This window comes from Rhizobium sp. IBUN, assembly GCF_000510625.1.
In the GTDB taxonomy this organism is placed as follows: domain Bacteria; phylum Pseudomonadota; class Alphaproteobacteria; order Rhizobiales; family Rhizobiaceae; genus Rhizobium; species Rhizobium altiplani.
Genome location: NZ_AZNV01000002.1, coordinates 170495 through 184893 on the forward strand (window position 1 = coordinate 170495; position 14399 = coordinate 184893).

14 protein-coding genes are annotated in these 14399 nt (G+C 60.9%); 12 read left to right on the forward strand and 2 right to left on the reverse strand.

The window, feature by feature from the left end; translation table 11 throughout:
- Positions 1–3 precede the first annotated feature (3 nt).
- The 7 genes from RHIBUN_RS0102820 to RHIBUN_RS0102850 all read left to right on the forward strand — a co-directional run bounded on the left by RHIBUN_RS0102820 (position 4) and on the right by RHIBUN_RS0102850 (position 6886).
- On the forward strand, positions 4–786 hold the full coding sequence (locus RHIBUN_RS0102820; RefSeq protein ID WP_025658349.1) for an ABC transporter ATP-binding protein: 783 nt from the start codon (positions 4–6) through the stop codon (positions 784–786).
- Positions 786–1487 carry an ABC transporter ATP-binding protein gene (locus RHIBUN_RS0102825; RefSeq protein WP_025658350.1) on the forward strand — a complete coding sequence of 234 codons (702 nt, stop codon included), beginning with the start codon at positions 786–788 and terminating at the stop codon, positions 1485–1487. The genes RHIBUN_RS0102820 and RHIBUN_RS0102825 overlap by 1 nt, the downstream gene beginning before the upstream one ends.
- A gap of 5 nt (positions 1488–1492) precedes the next feature.
- Positions 1493–2380 carry a branched-chain amino acid ABC transporter permease gene (locus tag RHIBUN_RS0102830; protein ID WP_025658351.1) on the forward strand — a complete coding sequence of 296 codons (888 nt, stop codon included), beginning with the start codon at positions 1493–1495 and terminating at the stop codon, positions 2378–2380.
- Between the two features lie 2 nt (positions 2381–2382).
- A complete protein-coding gene (locus RHIBUN_RS0102835) occupies positions 2383–3372 on the forward strand; it encodes a branched-chain amino acid ABC transporter permease (RefSeq protein WP_025658352.1) in 990 nt (329 codons plus the stop codon).
- 18 nt (positions 3373–3390) lie between these two features.
- Entirely contained in the window at positions 3391–4986 is a 1596-nt protein-coding gene (locus RHIBUN_RS0102840; protein ID WP_025658353.1) for an FAD-dependent oxidoreductase, read from the forward strand.
- A gap of 12 nt (positions 4987–4998) precedes the next feature.
- Positions 4999–5883 carry a 3-hydroxyisobutyrate dehydrogenase gene (gene mmsB / locus RHIBUN_RS0102845; RefSeq protein WP_025658354.1) on the forward strand — a complete coding sequence of 295 codons (885 nt, stop codon included), beginning with the start codon at positions 4999–5001 and terminating at the stop codon, positions 5881–5883.
- Positions 5884–5968: 85 nt separating this feature from the next.
- A complete protein-coding gene (locus RHIBUN_RS0102850; RefSeq protein WP_025658355.1) occupies positions 5969–6886 on the forward strand; it encodes a DMT family transporter in 918 nt (305 codons plus the stop codon).
- An 18-nt stretch (positions 6887–6904) separates the two neighbouring features.
- Here the strand turns inward: RHIBUN_RS0102850 and hppD are convergent, their stop codons facing one another.
- Positions 6905–8014 (reverse strand): 4-hydroxyphenylpyruvate dioxygenase, encoded by a 1110-nt coding sequence (gene hppD / locus RHIBUN_RS0102855; protein WP_025658356.1) that lies wholly within the window; start codon positions 8012–8014, stop codon positions 6905–6907.
- Positions 8015–8142: 128 nt separating this feature from the next.
- Between hppD and RHIBUN_RS0102860 the strand changes: the two genes are divergently transcribed.
- Positions 8143–8616 (forward strand): Lrp/AsnC family transcriptional regulator, encoded by a 474-nt coding sequence (locus tag RHIBUN_RS0102860; RefSeq protein WP_025658357.1) that lies wholly within the window; start codon positions 8143–8145, stop codon positions 8614–8616.
- 2 nt (positions 8617–8618) lie between these two features.
- Here the strand turns inward: RHIBUN_RS0102860 and RHIBUN_RS0102865 are convergent, their stop codons facing one another.
- Positions 8619–9071, reverse strand: a complete 453-nt coding sequence (locus RHIBUN_RS0102865; protein WP_018855473.1) for a MarR family winged helix-turn-helix transcriptional regulator — start codon at positions 9069–9071, stop codon at positions 8619–8621.
- A gap of 68 nt (positions 9072–9139) precedes the next feature.
- On the opposite strand from RHIBUN_RS0102865, the gene hmgA reads away from it, so the two are divergent.
- From hmgA to RHIBUN_RS0102885, 4 genes are all read left to right on the forward strand, one after another.
- A complete protein-coding gene (hmgA, locus tag RHIBUN_RS0102870) occupies positions 9140–10498 on the forward strand; it encodes a homogentisate 1,2-dioxygenase (RefSeq protein WP_025658358.1) in 1359 nt (452 codons plus the stop codon).
- A gap of 20 nt (positions 10499–10518) precedes the next feature.
- Complete coding sequence (locus RHIBUN_RS0102875; RefSeq protein WP_025658359.1) at positions 10519–11544, forward strand: fumarylacetoacetate hydrolase family protein; 1026 nt, start codon at positions 10519–10521, stop codon at positions 11542–11544.
- Positions 11541–12179 carry a maleylacetoacetate isomerase gene (gene maiA, locus RHIBUN_RS0102880; protein WP_025658360.1) on the forward strand — a complete coding sequence of 213 codons (639 nt, stop codon included), beginning with the start codon at positions 11541–11543 and terminating at the stop codon, positions 12177–12179. The genes RHIBUN_RS0102875 and maiA overlap by 4 nt, the downstream gene beginning before the upstream one ends.
- A 198-nt stretch (positions 12180–12377) precedes the next feature.
- Positions 12378–14399 (forward strand): family 20 glycosylhydrolase, encoded by a 2022-nt coding sequence (locus tag RHIBUN_RS0102885; RefSeq protein WP_025658361.1) that lies wholly within the window; start codon positions 12378–12380, stop codon positions 14397–14399.

Below are 14399 nucleotides of genomic sequence, written 5' to 3' on the forward strand. Positions count from 1 at the left end.
GCGATGGCGGTTTCCGCGACCCAATCGAACGCCATGCCGCGGGTGGTCCTTTCCGCTCGCGGTCTGCGTCGTGACTTCGGCGGCTTCACTGCCGTCAAGAATGTTGATCTGGACGTCCATGACGCGAGCGTGCATGCCCTGATCGGCCCCAACGGTGCGGGAAAGACGACGGTATTCAACCTGCTGACGAAGTTCCTGCAACCGACATCGGGCACCATCACGCTGATGGGTACGGATATCACCAGAACGGCACCCGACAAGGTGGCGCGCATGGGATTGGTGCGATCATTCCAGATCTCGGCCGTGTTTCCACATCTCAGCGTTCTCGACAATGTGCGGGTAGCGCTGCAACGGCCCAACAAGCTGTCGACGCAATTCTGGCGCCCACTATCAGCACTCGACGCATTGAACGATCGCGCCGAACAGCTGCTTGCGAAGGTCGGCCTCTTCAAGGAGCGCGAGGCCATCGCCGCCGATCTTTCCTATGGCCGCAAGCGCGTCCTTGAGATCGCAACGACCCTGGCACTTGATCCAAGAGTGCTCCTTCTCGACGAACCGATGGCCGGCATGGGGCACGAGGATGTCGGCGTCGTCTCCGCTCTCATCCGCGAGGTGGCGCGCGACCGCGCCGTCCTGATGGTCGAGCACAATCTGTCCGTCGTCGCCAACATCTGCCAGCATGTGACCGTGCTGCAGCGTGGCGAAATCCTTGCCGAAGGCGACTATGCGACCGTCAGCGCCGATGAGCGGGTTCGCCAGGCCTACATGGGCTCGGAGGAGGGCTGATGGCGACACTTCTGGACGTCCAGGGGCTCAACGCCTGGTACGGCGAAAGCCACATCCTGCACGGTGTCGACATGCGGGTCGGCGAGGGTGAGACAGTTACCATTCTTGGCCGCAACGGCGTTGGAAAGACGACGACACTGCGCACCATCACCGGCATCGTCCGCACCCGCAAAGGCAAGCTGACATTCGCAGGTAAAGACATGATGCAGGTGCCGTTACACAAGACGGCGCATCGCGGTATCGGCTTCGTGCCGGAGGAGCGCGGCATATTCTCGACGTTGACGGTGTCCGAGAATCTGATGCTGCCGCCAGTCGTTGCCCCGGGCGGCATGACGGTCGAGGAGATCTACGAGCTGTTTCCAAACCTTTACGAGCGCCGCAACAGTGCGGGCACGAAGCTGTCGGGCGGCGAGCAGCAAATGCTGGCAATCGCCCGCATTTTGCGCACCGGTGTTCGCATGCTCCTGCTCGACGAACCCACGGAGGGGCTGGCGCCCGTCATCGTCCAGCGCATCGGCGAAGTGCTGAGGCAATTGAAGGAGCGGGGCATGACGATCCTGCTTGTCGAGCAGAATTTCCGTTTCGCTAGCCGGATCGCCGATCGCTTCTATCTTATGGATCACGGGCAGATGGTTTCGGAGTTCCCGGTGGGCGAGCTGCCCCAGCGGATGGATACGCTGCACAAGGTTCTGGGAGTGTGATCTGAATGACAATGATCTTCGGCATTCCCCTGCAGGCGTTCATGGGCCAGTTGCTGATCGGTCTGATCAACGGCTCTTTCTACGCGCTTTTGAGCCTCGGGCTCGCCATCATTTTCGGCCTGTTGCGCGTCATCAATTTCGCGCACGGCGCGCAATACATGCTCGGCGCCTTCGCCGCCTACCTTCTGCTTGCCTATGCCGGCATAGGTTACTGGCCATCGCTGATCCTTGCCCCCGTGATCGTCGGATTGGCCGGCGCGGTGATCGAACGCTTGTTCCTCCGTCGGCTCTATGATCTGGACCCGCTCTACGGGCTGCTCTTCACATTCGGTCTTGCCTTGACGGTCGAAGGCACCTTCCGTTACCTCTACGGCTCATCCGGCCAACCCTACGCGCAACCCGCTGCCCTGGCCGGCGCCGTCAATCTCGGCTTCATGTTCCTGCCGATCTATCGCGGCTGGGTGGTCGTCGTGTCGCTTGTGGTCTGTCTCGGCACCTGGCTCCTGATCGAGAAGACAAAGCTCGGCGCTTATCTCAGGGCCGCCACCGAGAATGCAACGCTCGTCCAGGCATTCGGCGTCAACGTGCCGGTTCTCCTGACATTGACCTACGCACTTGGAGCCGGTCTTGCAGCCTTTGCGGGTGTACTGGCCGCGCCGATCTATCAGGTGTCGCCGTTGATGGGCTCCAGCATGATCATCGTCGTGTTCGCCGTCGTCGTGGTTGGTGGCATGGGCTCGATCATGGGCGCGATCATCACCGGTTATGTACTCGGCATCGCGGAAGGCCTGACCAAGGTCTTCTATCCGGAGGCTTCCAACATCGTGATCTTCGTCATCATGGCAATTGTTCTTCTCATCAGGCCCGCGGGCCTCTTCGGCCGGGATGCCTGACGATGACAGAGATCACCGAAACCATCCGTCCGGAAAAAAGCCGCACCGCGCTATCGGTACAGGCGGCATTCCTGATCATCGGCCTGCTGCTTCTGCTATTGGCGCCGTTCTTCTTCTACCCGATTTTCCTGATGAAGCTCTTGTGCTTTGCGCTGTTTGCCTGCGCCTTCAACCTGCTGCTCGGCTATACCGGCCTGCTGTCGTTCGGTCATGCGACCTTCTTCGGCGGGGCTGCCTATTTTACCGCCCATGCCGTGAAGGAATGGGGGTTTTCGCCGGAACTCGGCATCCTGGTCGGCGTCGCAGGTGCCGCCGTCCTCGGCCTCGTCATGGGTTTCTTCGCGATCCGCCGTCAGGGTATTTATTTCGCGATGATTACGCTTGCCCTCTCGCAAATGTTCTTCTTCTTCTGCCTGCAAGCGGCGTTCACGCATGGCGAGGACGGTATCCAGTCCGTGCCGCGCGGCCAGCTGTTCGGCGTCCTCGATCTCAATAGTTCGACCAACATGTATTATTTCGTGCTGGCCGTCTTCGTCGTCGGCATCCTGATTATCTGGCGCTTCATCAATTCGCCGTTCGGCATGATCCTGAAATCGATCCGCGAGAACGAACAGCGGGCGATATCGCTCGGTTATTCCGTCGCCCGTTACAAGCTGGGCGCCTTCGTGATGTCGGCGGCACTCGCGGGCCTGGCCGGGGCAGTAAAATCCCTCGTCTTTCAGTTCGCGACCTTGACCGATGTCGCCTGGCAGATGTCGGGGGAGGTGATCCTGATGACCCTGCTTGGCGGTATTGGTACCTTGATCGGTCCGCTGTTTGGCGCGGGCCTTGTCGTCACGCTGGAGAACTACCTTGCAACATCGGAATTCCCGGTGACGATCATCACGGGCATCGTGTTCATGGTATGCGTGCTGATCTTCCGCCGCGGCATCATCGGCGAGTTTTATGCGTCGCGTCTCGGTCGGAAGCTCGGCTTCGTCTACCGCCGCTAACCTGCGGGTGGTATTTGCATGGATCGCTTCGACTACATCATCATTGGTGCCGGCAGCGCCGGCTGCGTTCTCGCCAACCGGCTGTCCGAAGATCACAACACGCGCGTTCTGCTGCTGGAGGCCGGTGGCAACGACAATTACCACTGGATCCATATTCCTGTCGGCTATCTCTATTGCATCAACAACCCGCGCACCGATTGGTGCTTCACGACGGTTCCGCAGCAGGGATTGAACGGGCGCGCCCTCAATTATCCGCGCGGCAAGGTGCTCGGCGGCTCATCCTCGATAAACGGCATGATCTACATGCGCGGCCAGGCACGCGACTATGATCTCTGGCGGCAGATGGGATGCTCGGGCTGGAGCTGGGACGACGTGCTTCCGTTCTTCCGCAAATCGGAGGACTACTATCGCGGCGAGACCGAGATGCATGGGACAGGCGGCGAGTGGCGGGTGGAAAAAGCCCGCGTTCGCTGGGCGGTACTCGATGCGTTCCAGGCCGCCGCCAGGGAGGCCGGCATTCCGGAAACGCCCGACTTCAACACCGGCGACAACGAGGGATCAGGCTACTTCGACGTCAACCAGCGGTCCGGCATTCGCTGGAATACGACCAAGGCCTTCCTGCGTCCGGCCATGCGGCGAGGCAATCTGACGGTTCTGACGAAGGCGCAGGCGCGCCGGCTGCTGATCGAGGAGGGCGCCGTCACGGGCGTCGACTATCAGCATGCGGGCACGACCAAGCGCGCCTACGCGACGAGGGAAACGATCCTCGCGGCGGGCGCGATCGGTTCGCCACACATCCTGGAGTTGTCCGGTCTGGGCCAAGGCGAGGTGCTGAAAAGCGCGGGCGTGGAGGTCATTGCCGAGGTAAAAGGCATCGGCGAGAACCTTCAGGACCACCTGCAGCTTCGTATGGTCTACAAGGTCACCGGCGTTGCGACGCTGAACGAGAAGGCAACAAGGTTCATCGGCAAGGCTCAGATCGGCCTGGAATATCTGATCAGACGTTCCGGGCCGATGGCAATGGCGCCAAGCCAGCTTGGCATCTTCACCCGCTCCGGCCCCGACAAGGCGACGCCGGACCTTCAATACCATGTGCAGCCGGTGTCGCTCGACAAGTTCGGCGATCCAGTTCACCCTTTTCCTGCCATCACCGCGAGCGTCTGTAACCTCAGACCCGAAAGCCGCGGTTCGGTCCATGTGGCGAGCCCGGATTTTGCTCTCCAGCCGACGATCAGTCCGAACTATCTCTCGACCGAACGAGATCGCGACATAGCTATTCGCGCGATACGCATGACACGCAAGATCGTCGCGCAGCCGTCCTTTGCGCGGTTCCGGCCCGAGGAGTTCAGGCCTGGCCCGAATTACCAAAGGGACGCGGAACTGGCGCAGGCAGCCGGAGATATTGGCACGACGATTTTCCACCCTGTCGGAACATGCCGGATGGGTTCCGATCGCGAAAGTGTCGTCGATCCTCGCCTCAGGTTCCGGGCGTTGGCGAAGCTCCGGATTGCAGACGCCTCCGTGATGCCGGCCATCACGTCGGGCAATACCAATTCGCCGACGATCATGATTGCCGAAAAGGCAGCTGCGATGATCCTGGCGGACAACAGATAGGAGGAGAACGGCATGGCACGGATTGCATTTATCGGGCTTGGCAACATGGGCGGACCGATGGCCGCCAACCTCGTCAAGGCTGGTCATGACGTCACCGGTTTTGACCTCGCCGCCCCCGTCCTGCAGGCTGCGGAAGAGCACGGGGTGAAGGCGGCAAGCCATATCAGCCAGGCGGTTTCAAACGCCGAGATCGTCGTGACGATGCTGCCGCAGGGCAAGCATGTGCTCAGTGCCTGGACGGACATTCTTCGCTCCATCGCCGCCGGGACGCTTGTCATCGATAGTTCCACGATTGACGTCGACAGCGCCCGCCAGGCGCATGCCATGGCAAGCAATGCCGGTTGCCTCTCCCTCGATGCACCTGTTTCCGGCGGCACGGGCGGGGCAGCTTCCGGCACACTGACCTTCATGGCCGGCGGATCGGACGAGGCGTTCGCGAAGGCAAAGCCGGTCCTGGAAGCCATGGGCAGGAAAATCGTCCATTGCGGGGACGCGGGCGCAGGGCAGGCAGCGAAGATCTGCAACAACATGATCCTTGGCATCTCGATGATCGGCGTCTGCGAAGCTTTCGCGCTTGGCGAAAAGCTCGGTCTTTCGCATCAGGCGCTGTTCGACGTCGCTTCGACCTCGTCGGGACAATGCTGGTCGATCAGCACCTATTGCCCTGTCCCGGGACCGGTTCCGACATCGCCCGCGAACAATGACTACAAGCCTGGTTTTGCGGCCGCGCTGATGCTGAAGGACCTGCGCCTGTCGCAGGAGGCGGCACTGTCGACCGGCGCCTCGACGCCGCTCGGCGCCGAAGCTTCCCAGCTCTATGCGCTTTTTGAGAAGCAGGGGAATGGCGCGCGCGATTTCTCTGCAATCATCGAAATGCTGCGGGGCAAGACCGAATAGCCCTCTGCCGTGGCTTGACACTCCTGCTGATATGCGCGACGCCGCCGGCTGCCGCGATGCGGCGACCGGCAACAGGAATTCCGACATGCAACCGCAGCCTACCGCGACCGGCCTCAAGAACTTCGTGCTACTGGGCGTTGTTCTGATGCTTCTCGGGGACTTTCTCTTCGCGCTCAATGACGCGATGGGCAAGTGGCTCGTGACGAACTTCTCTGTCGGCCAGGTGTTGCTGATCCGCTCGTTCGGATGCTTCATCATCCTGGGACCCCTGATTGCCAGGCAGGGCCCAGCCCAACTGTTCAGGGTAGAGCAGAAGGGGCTGCAGTTTCTTCGCGTGCTCTTCGCAACACTCGATGTCGGCCTGTTTTACGCTGCCGTCGCCTACCTGCCGCTCGCTGACGTCATGACCTTCTACATGGCCGGACCTATCTATGTCGCCGCGCTCTCGCATTTCTTCCTCAACGAACGGATTGGCTGGCGCCGTTGGCTTGCGGTCTTCGTCGGCTTCTGCGGCGTGGTGATCGCACTGCGTCCGTCCTCGGCGATGCTGTCGCTGCCCTCGCTTTTCGGCATTGTCGGCAGCCTGTCCTTTTCAATGGCCCTGGTGCTCAACCGATACCTCCGCAACACCAGTGACACGACCCTTGTTACCTGGCAGATGGTCGCCGCACTCGTCGTCGGGGCGGTGCTTTCCATCGGCGCCTGGCAGCCAACAACCCCGGTCGAGCTCACCGGCATGCTCGCCCTCGGCGTCGTTGCATCCTGTGCGCACCTTCTGATCACGCGTTCGCTGAAGCTCGCCCCGGCATCCCTGCTGGCGCCGCTGCAATACAGCCTTCTGATCTGGGCGATTGCGCTCGGATATCTGTTCTTCGGCGACGTTCCGGATCTCTATGTGATCTCAGGCGGCACGATCATCGTCGTCGCCGGCCTGTTCATCTTCCACCGCAAGAGCCTGCTGGAAACAGTGCCGCCGGAGGCTGTTGCCCCCGACGGCCACTAATTCACAAGTTCATTTCCGCTAGGCGGCAGCGGGCTTGATGACACCGCGGCGTATCTGGTCGGCTTCGATCGATTCGAAAAGCGCCCGGAAGTTGCCTTCGCCGAAACCTTCGTCGCCCTTGCGCTGGATAAACTCGAAAAAGATCGGACCAATCACCGTCTTCGAGAAGATCTGCAGCAGGATCTTCGTCGTGCCGCCGTCGAGCACCCCTTCGCCGTCGATCAGGATGCCATGCCTGGCCATTCTTTCGATCGGCTCGTCATGTCCATGAACGCGCTCGCGTGACATATCGTAGTAGGTCTCCGGGGGACCCGGCATGAAGCGCAGGCCGTTTTCGGCAAGCTTGTCGGTCGCCTCGTAAATGGCGTCGGTTCCGACGGCAATGTGCTGGATGCCTTCGCCTCTGTACTTCTTCAGGTACTCCTCGATCTGGCTGGTCTCGTCCTTCGATTCATTCAGAGGAATACGGATCTTGCCACAGGGAGAGGTGATTGCACGGCTCATCAACCCCGTTATCCGGCCGTCAATATTGAAGAAGTGGATCTGTTTGAACTTGAAGAGTTCGCGATAGAAGTCCCACCACTTGTCCATGTTGCCGCGATAGACGTTATGGGTCAGGTGGTCGAGATAGAAGAAGCCGACGCCCTTGGGCCGCGGATCACGCTCGGCCAGCCAGTCGAACTCGAGATCATAGGCCGAGCCTTTCGCGCCGTAGCGTTCCACGAAGTAGAGAAGCGAGCCGCCAATGCCGACGATCGCTGGCACGTCGAGGGTCTTGTCCTTGCCCTCGTAGGGTGTCGCGCCCCTGGCAACGGCATGGTCGAAGGCATGCTTGGCATCGACGACACGCCACGCCATCGACGGCGCGCAGGGCCCATGATCCTCGACGAAGCGCATGGCATGGCTGCCCGGCTCGGCATTGACGATGTAGTTGATGTCGCCCTGACGCCAGACCGTGATGTTCCTGCTCTTGTGCCTGGCGACGGCGCGATATCCCATACGGTTGAACAGTTCCGCCAGCTTCTCGGGCGCAGGATGTGCGAATTCGACAAACTCGAACCCGTCCGTGCCGGCAGGATTGTCAACGGTGATCTGAGACGGCGGTGCGTCGTGCGGATAGGGGCCCATTTTCTCCTCCTGAGGCTGTAGCCAGCTGGATGCAAATTATGGACCTGTTCTTGTGCAATGTGCTTGCATTATGGTGGCTTATGGCCAAAAATCCGCACGGAATGTGCATAGGACGAGATAATCGTACAATGTCTGAGCAGCTGGATGGTTTCGACCTGAAGATCCTCGCCGAACTTCAAAGAGACGGACGGTTGACCAATATCGAACTGTCCGAACGCATCAGCCTCTCGGCCTCCCAATGCTCGCGACGGCGAACGCGGTTGGAGGCAGAGGGCTTCATCCGCGGCTATCAGGCAAATCTCGATCCGGACAGGCTGGGGCTCAATCTGCTGGTCGTCATCTCGGTCACGCTGGCAACCCATAATCGCGACAATGCCCGCCGCTTTCAGCAATTGGTCAACGGCCTGCCAGAGGTCCTGGAGGCCTATGCGCTGACGGGCGAGATGGACTATCACCTGAAGGTGGCGACGCGCGGCCTGTCGGGCCTTTCGCGGTTCGTCAACGACGTTCTGTTGCCGCACGAATCCGTCCAGCACGTGAAAACCTCGATCGTGCTCAACACGTTGAAGCACTTCGAAGGCTACCCGCTCAGCGGCTCATAGATTCATTTCGATTTGCGCCGCAGTCCTGCGGAAGCCTCGATCGCCGAAAGCGCGAGGTCGAGGTGGCGGATCGCCTCTTCGCCAAGCTTCAGGCACACCGTCTCCTGGTACTTGTGCGCAAGGACTGTGATCCTGCGGTAGTATTCGCGCCCGAGCGCCGTGAGTTCGATCTCTTCGAAACGTCTGTCTGTATAGCTCGGAATTCTCTTCAGCCAATGGCGCTGCTCAAGCGCATGGACGGCCCGGCTCACCTTGGTCTTGTGCATGTGTGAATGGGCGCCGATGTCCTTTGCCGTCATCACGCCGACACTGCCGAGTGCGGCAAGCGTGCGCCATTCGGGCCGGGTCAGATCGAACTCCTGCTTGTACTGGCGCGCGAATGACAGGCTGATGAGTTCCGACGCCCGATTGAGCCGGTAGGGAATGAAGCCGTCGAGCTCAAATCCACTCTCCATGGCTGCTCCTTGATAGTTACAAAATCGACGGTTACGTTTGTAACTATATAGACGGAGGAGACGCAAGCATGGACACCACCGAAGCACCAGGTTCCCGTGCGCGGGCGGGGACCAGCAAGCTGGCCTACATGCCGGGGTTCGGCAACGACTTCGAGACGGAGGCGCTGCCAGGGGCATTGCCGCAGGGCCAGAACAGCCCGCAAAAATGCAGCTATGGCCTTTATGCCGAGCAGCTGTCCGGCTCGCCATTCACGGCTCCGAGGGGAACAAACGAGCGTTCCTGGCTCTATCGCATCAGGCCAAGCGTTCGCCACACGCGCCGCTTCGCCAATGCGAGCTACCCCTTCTGGAAATCGGCGCCATGTCTCGACGATCACTCCCTGCCACTTGGTCAATTGCGCTGGGATCCGATCCCGGCTCCAGTGGTAAGCGCCGACTTTCTTGCCGGAATCCGAACGATGACGGCAGCCGGCGACGTCATGACCCAGGTCGGGATGGCCGCGCATGCCTATGCCTTCAATGCGGACATGGTGGATGACTATTTCTTCAATGCCGACGGGGAACTGCTCATTGTTCCGCAACTTGGCGCCATCAGCGTCTTCACCGAGATGGGCGTCATGGAGCTCGAACCGGCGGAAATCTGCCTCATCCCCCGTGGGATGATGTTCAAGGTTTCACGTCTCGGCGACGGGCCCGAGTGGCGCGGCTACATCTGCGAAAACTACGGAGCGAAGTTCACCATGCCGGATCGTGGACCGATCGGCGCCAACTGCCTGGCGAACGCCCGCGACTTCAAGACGCCGGTCGCCGCCTTCGAGGACAAGGAGACGGCGTGCCGCGTGCATGTGAAATGGTGCGGCAAGTTCTATGTGACCGAGATCGACCACTCGCCGCTCGACGTCGTCGCCTGGCACGGAAACTACATCCCCTTCAAATATGACCTGAGGACTTTCTCCCCGGTCGGGGCCATTCTCTTCGATCACCCGGACCCGTCGATTTTCACGGTCCTGACAGCGCCGAGTGGTGAAGAAGGGACGGCAAATGTCGACTTCGTGATCTTTCCGCCCCGCTGGCTCGTTGCCGAGCACACGTTCCGACCGCCCTGGTATCACCGCAACATCATGAGCGAGTTCATGGGGCTGATCCATGGACAATACGACGCCAAGGAAAAGGGCTTCGTCCCAGGCGGGATGAGCCTGCACAACATGATGCTGCCTCATGGGCCGGATGCCTCCGGCTTTGAGAAAGCGTCCAACGCCGAGCTGAAGCCGGTCAAGCTCGATCACACGATGGCGTTCATGTTCGAGACGCGCTTCCCGCAGCAGCTGACAAGATACGCCGCGGAACTGGAGACGCTGCAGGATGACTATATTGATTGCTGGGACGGTCTGGAGCGCCGTTTCGATGGGACGCCTGGCATCAAGTAGGCTCGAACGCGGAGGATCACATGAAACTTGCCACGCTCAAAGACGGTTCGCGCGACGGTCGACTGATCGTCGTCACCCGTGACCTGACGCAGTTTGCCGATGCGGGCGAGGTCGCCCGCACCCTGCAGGCAGCGCTGGACGACTGGCCGGCAACCGCGCCAAAACTTACCCGCCTCGCCGAAAGCCTCGAAGCCGGCTCAGTGCCATCCGAGCCCTTTGATCCGCGACATGTTCATTCCCCACTGCCACGCGCCTACCAGTGGGCGGACGGATCGGCCTACGTCAACCATGTCGAGCTGGTGCGAAGGGCGCGGAATGCCGACATGCCGACGACATTCTGGACCGATCCCCTGATGTACCAGGGCGGCTCCGACAACTTTCTCGCCCCTTGCGACCCGATCCTTGCCGCCGATGAACGCTTCGGCATCGATATGGAAGGCGAGGTTGCCGTCATCGTCGATGACGTTGCGATGGGCGCAACGTCTCGGCAGGCACATGAAGCAATCCGGCTCGTGATGCTCGTGAACGACGTGTCGCTGCGCGGTCTCATTCCCGATGAGCTCGCCAAGGGATTCGGCTTCTTCCAGTCGAAACCCTCGTCGTCTTTCTCGCCCGTCGCCGTAACAGTGGACGAACTCGGCGACGCCTGGAAGGACGGCAGGGTCCATCTTCCATTGCTCGTCAGCTTGAACGGCATTCCGTTTGGCCGCGCCAACGCCGGCAGAGACATGACGTTCGACTTCGGACAGCTCGTCTCGCACGCGGCGAAAACACGCCCGCTGGCGGCAGGCTCGATCATCGGTTCAGGCACGGTTTCCAACAAGCGTGACGGCGGCCCCGGCAAGCCGATCGTTGAAGGCGGAGACGGCTATTCCTGCATCGCCGAGATCAGAATGATCGAGACCATTGAGCACGGAGGCCCCAAAACGCCTTACCTGCACTTCGGCGACAGGGTTCGCATCGAGATGAAGGACAAGCACGGTGCATCGATTTTCGGCGCGATCGAGCAGACCGTACAGCGTTACGCCGGGGACGAGCGGCAATGACCGGGATCGTGCTCTACGACTACTGGCGCTCCTCGGCCAGCTACCGGGTCCGCATCGCGCTTCATGTGCTTGGGCTTGCCTTCGAGACCGTCCCGATCGACCTGCTTGCCTTGGCCCACAAGGATCCTGACTACCTGAAAATCAATCCCCAGGGTCTGGTCCCCACCTTGCGCATCGGCGGACGCACGCTCACCCAATCCCTGGCCATCATCGAATACCTTGCCGAGACCTATCCCGAAAGCGGGTTCCTGCCCGATACTGCCGTGGGGCGGCAGCGGGTGAGGGCGCTGTCTTATGCCGTTGCCATGGATATTCATCCGATCTGCAACCTTAATGTCGTCGCGCACGTCGCTCACCTGACTGGCGAGGAGGGCGCCCGAGCCGAGTGGATGACCAGGTTCATCGGCAGCGGACTGCACGCGGTGGAACAGATGCTCGATGAGCCGACGACCGGTCGCTACACATTTGGAGACACACTGACGATGGCGGATTTCTGCCTGGTGCCGCAGGTCTACAACGCCCGTCGCTGGGGTATCGAAATGTCGGCGTTTCCTCGCGTCGTTCGCATTGTCGACGCGTGCAACGCACTGCCGGCGTTCAAGGCTGCCCATCCGGACGCGGCAAAGGCGGTCTAACCGACATCACGATATCACACGCTGCAAGTTGTATCTCACCACTTGCAGCGGGTGACGGCCCCTTCGTGGCGCCTGGCACACGGGCCGTTGCCGGGCGCGCAATAATTCCTTCTGCCGATTGACGATCGCCAACGCAAGCTGATTAAATCAAATTGATTGATCAAATCGGAACAACATAATCCCTAACCCTATCAAGAGATGATGATGTCGATACAGCGCCAACCCGCCCTGCGGCTCGAAACCTCATGGCTGCCCGCTTCGGACGAACGAGACCAGGCCTACACGCTCAACCTCAAGAACCTTTCATCGAATTCCCTTGCCAACTTCACCCTCTGCATCAGCGGTCCGGGACGGGTGGATCCGGCTGTTCACATCGAGGGGGGCACGATCGGCCGCCGGCTATCAAATTTCACCGAATTTCTTCCGCCCGAGAATTTCGAGCTTGAGGCGGGCAAGACCTGGACGCTGACCATCTCCGCTCTCAGCTGGCTGTTCCAGCATTGGACGGATGGGGCAACCGGTGCCTATGTGGCGTTCGCCGACGGCGGCACGCTTGCACTATCTGTCGAGCCGACCCGCTCGCTTGCCAACAATGCCCCATTGAAGCGTGGCGCAGAAATCTATCCCGTGCCGGTCAATCCGCCTGTGCCTGTCGCGATCGTCCCGTGGGCTGACGTGGTGTCGGTATCTGGCAAGCGCTCGGTTCCTCCCGGCTTTGCGCTCAATGCCGGCAATCCCCCGGCCATTGCCGCGGCAAATGCCTTTACCGGCCTCGTCGAACAGCTCTTTGCGGTCGAAGGGATCGTCCGTCCTGCCTCGGAAGGCGGAATGCCCGTGATGCTTGACGTCGTCGAGGGCCTGGCGCCAGAAGCCTATCGCGTGTCCTTCTCGAGCGAGATCGTACACATTTCCGCGAGCACGCAGACCGGCCTGCTCTATGGCCTGATCACGCTTGGCCAGGTCTGGCGTGGTGCGCACCTTTATCCGCACGCCTTCCGTTTTCCGGTCGAAGGCGAGATCCGCGACGAGCCATCCATGGGATGGCGCGGCCTTCATCTCGATGTTGCCCGTCAGTTCTACGGCAAGGCTGAAATCAAGAAGCTGCTCAGCATCCTCGCCTGGAACAAGGTCAACCGCTTCCATTGGCACCTCTCGGACGACGAGGCCTGGCGGATCGAGATCGACGCCTATCCTGCCCTGACCGAAGTCGGCGCCTGGCGGGGACACGGCCTTCCCATTCCGCCGCTTCTCGGCTCTGGCGCGGCCCGCACCGGCGGTTACTACACCAAGGCGGCGGTACGCGAGATCGTCGCGCACGCCAAGGAGCTCGGCATCGAGGTCGTGCCGGAGATCGATGTCCCTGGACATTGCTATGCGATGCAACAGGCAATCCCGGAACTTCGCGACCCGCAAGAAGCCGGGAGCTACCATTCGGTTCAGGGCTTCCCCGACAACTGCCTGAACCCGGCACGCGAGAAGACCTACGAGGTTCTGGAAACGATCTTCCGCGAATTGATCGAGCTCTTTCCATTCAAGACGATCCATATCGGCGCCGATGAAGTGCCCCTCGGCGCCTGGTCGGGTTCGCCGGAGGCCTTGGCGCGTCTGCGCGAGATTGGCGGAGATGCAGTGGCTAAAGCACATGCCAAGCGGCTCAACGTCATCACCAATACTCACGGCGCCGACGACATAGACGGATCGGGAGCCGCGGTTCTGCAGTCGATTTTCCTCGCCCGGATCCAGAAGTTCCTCGCCGAGCAGGGCTGCATCACCGGCGGCTGGGAAGAGGCAGCGCATGGCAATGTCATCGACAAGGCAAAGAGCTATCTCTGCGGCTGGCGCAGTGTCGAAGTTTCGGCGGCGCTGGCCGGTGAGGGCTACGAAATGGTCGTCTGCCCTGGGCAGGTCTACTATCTCGACATGGCAAACAGCCCGGATTGGGACGAGCCGGGCGCCAGCTGGGCCGGGTGGTCGGAGCCCGAGAAGCTCTACAATTTCGACCCGGTCGAAGGCTGGAGCGACGAGCAGAAAAAGAAGCTGCGTGGCATCCAGGCCTGCATCTGGTCGGAGCCGATGACCGATCGCGCGGTCTTTGACCGCCTGGTGTTTCCAAGGATCTCGGCACTTGCCGAGAGCGCCTGGACGAAGCCCGCGGACAAGTCCTGGGAGCGCTTCAAGGCAGTCGCGGGATTGATGCCGGTCCTGTACGCCTATCCGTGA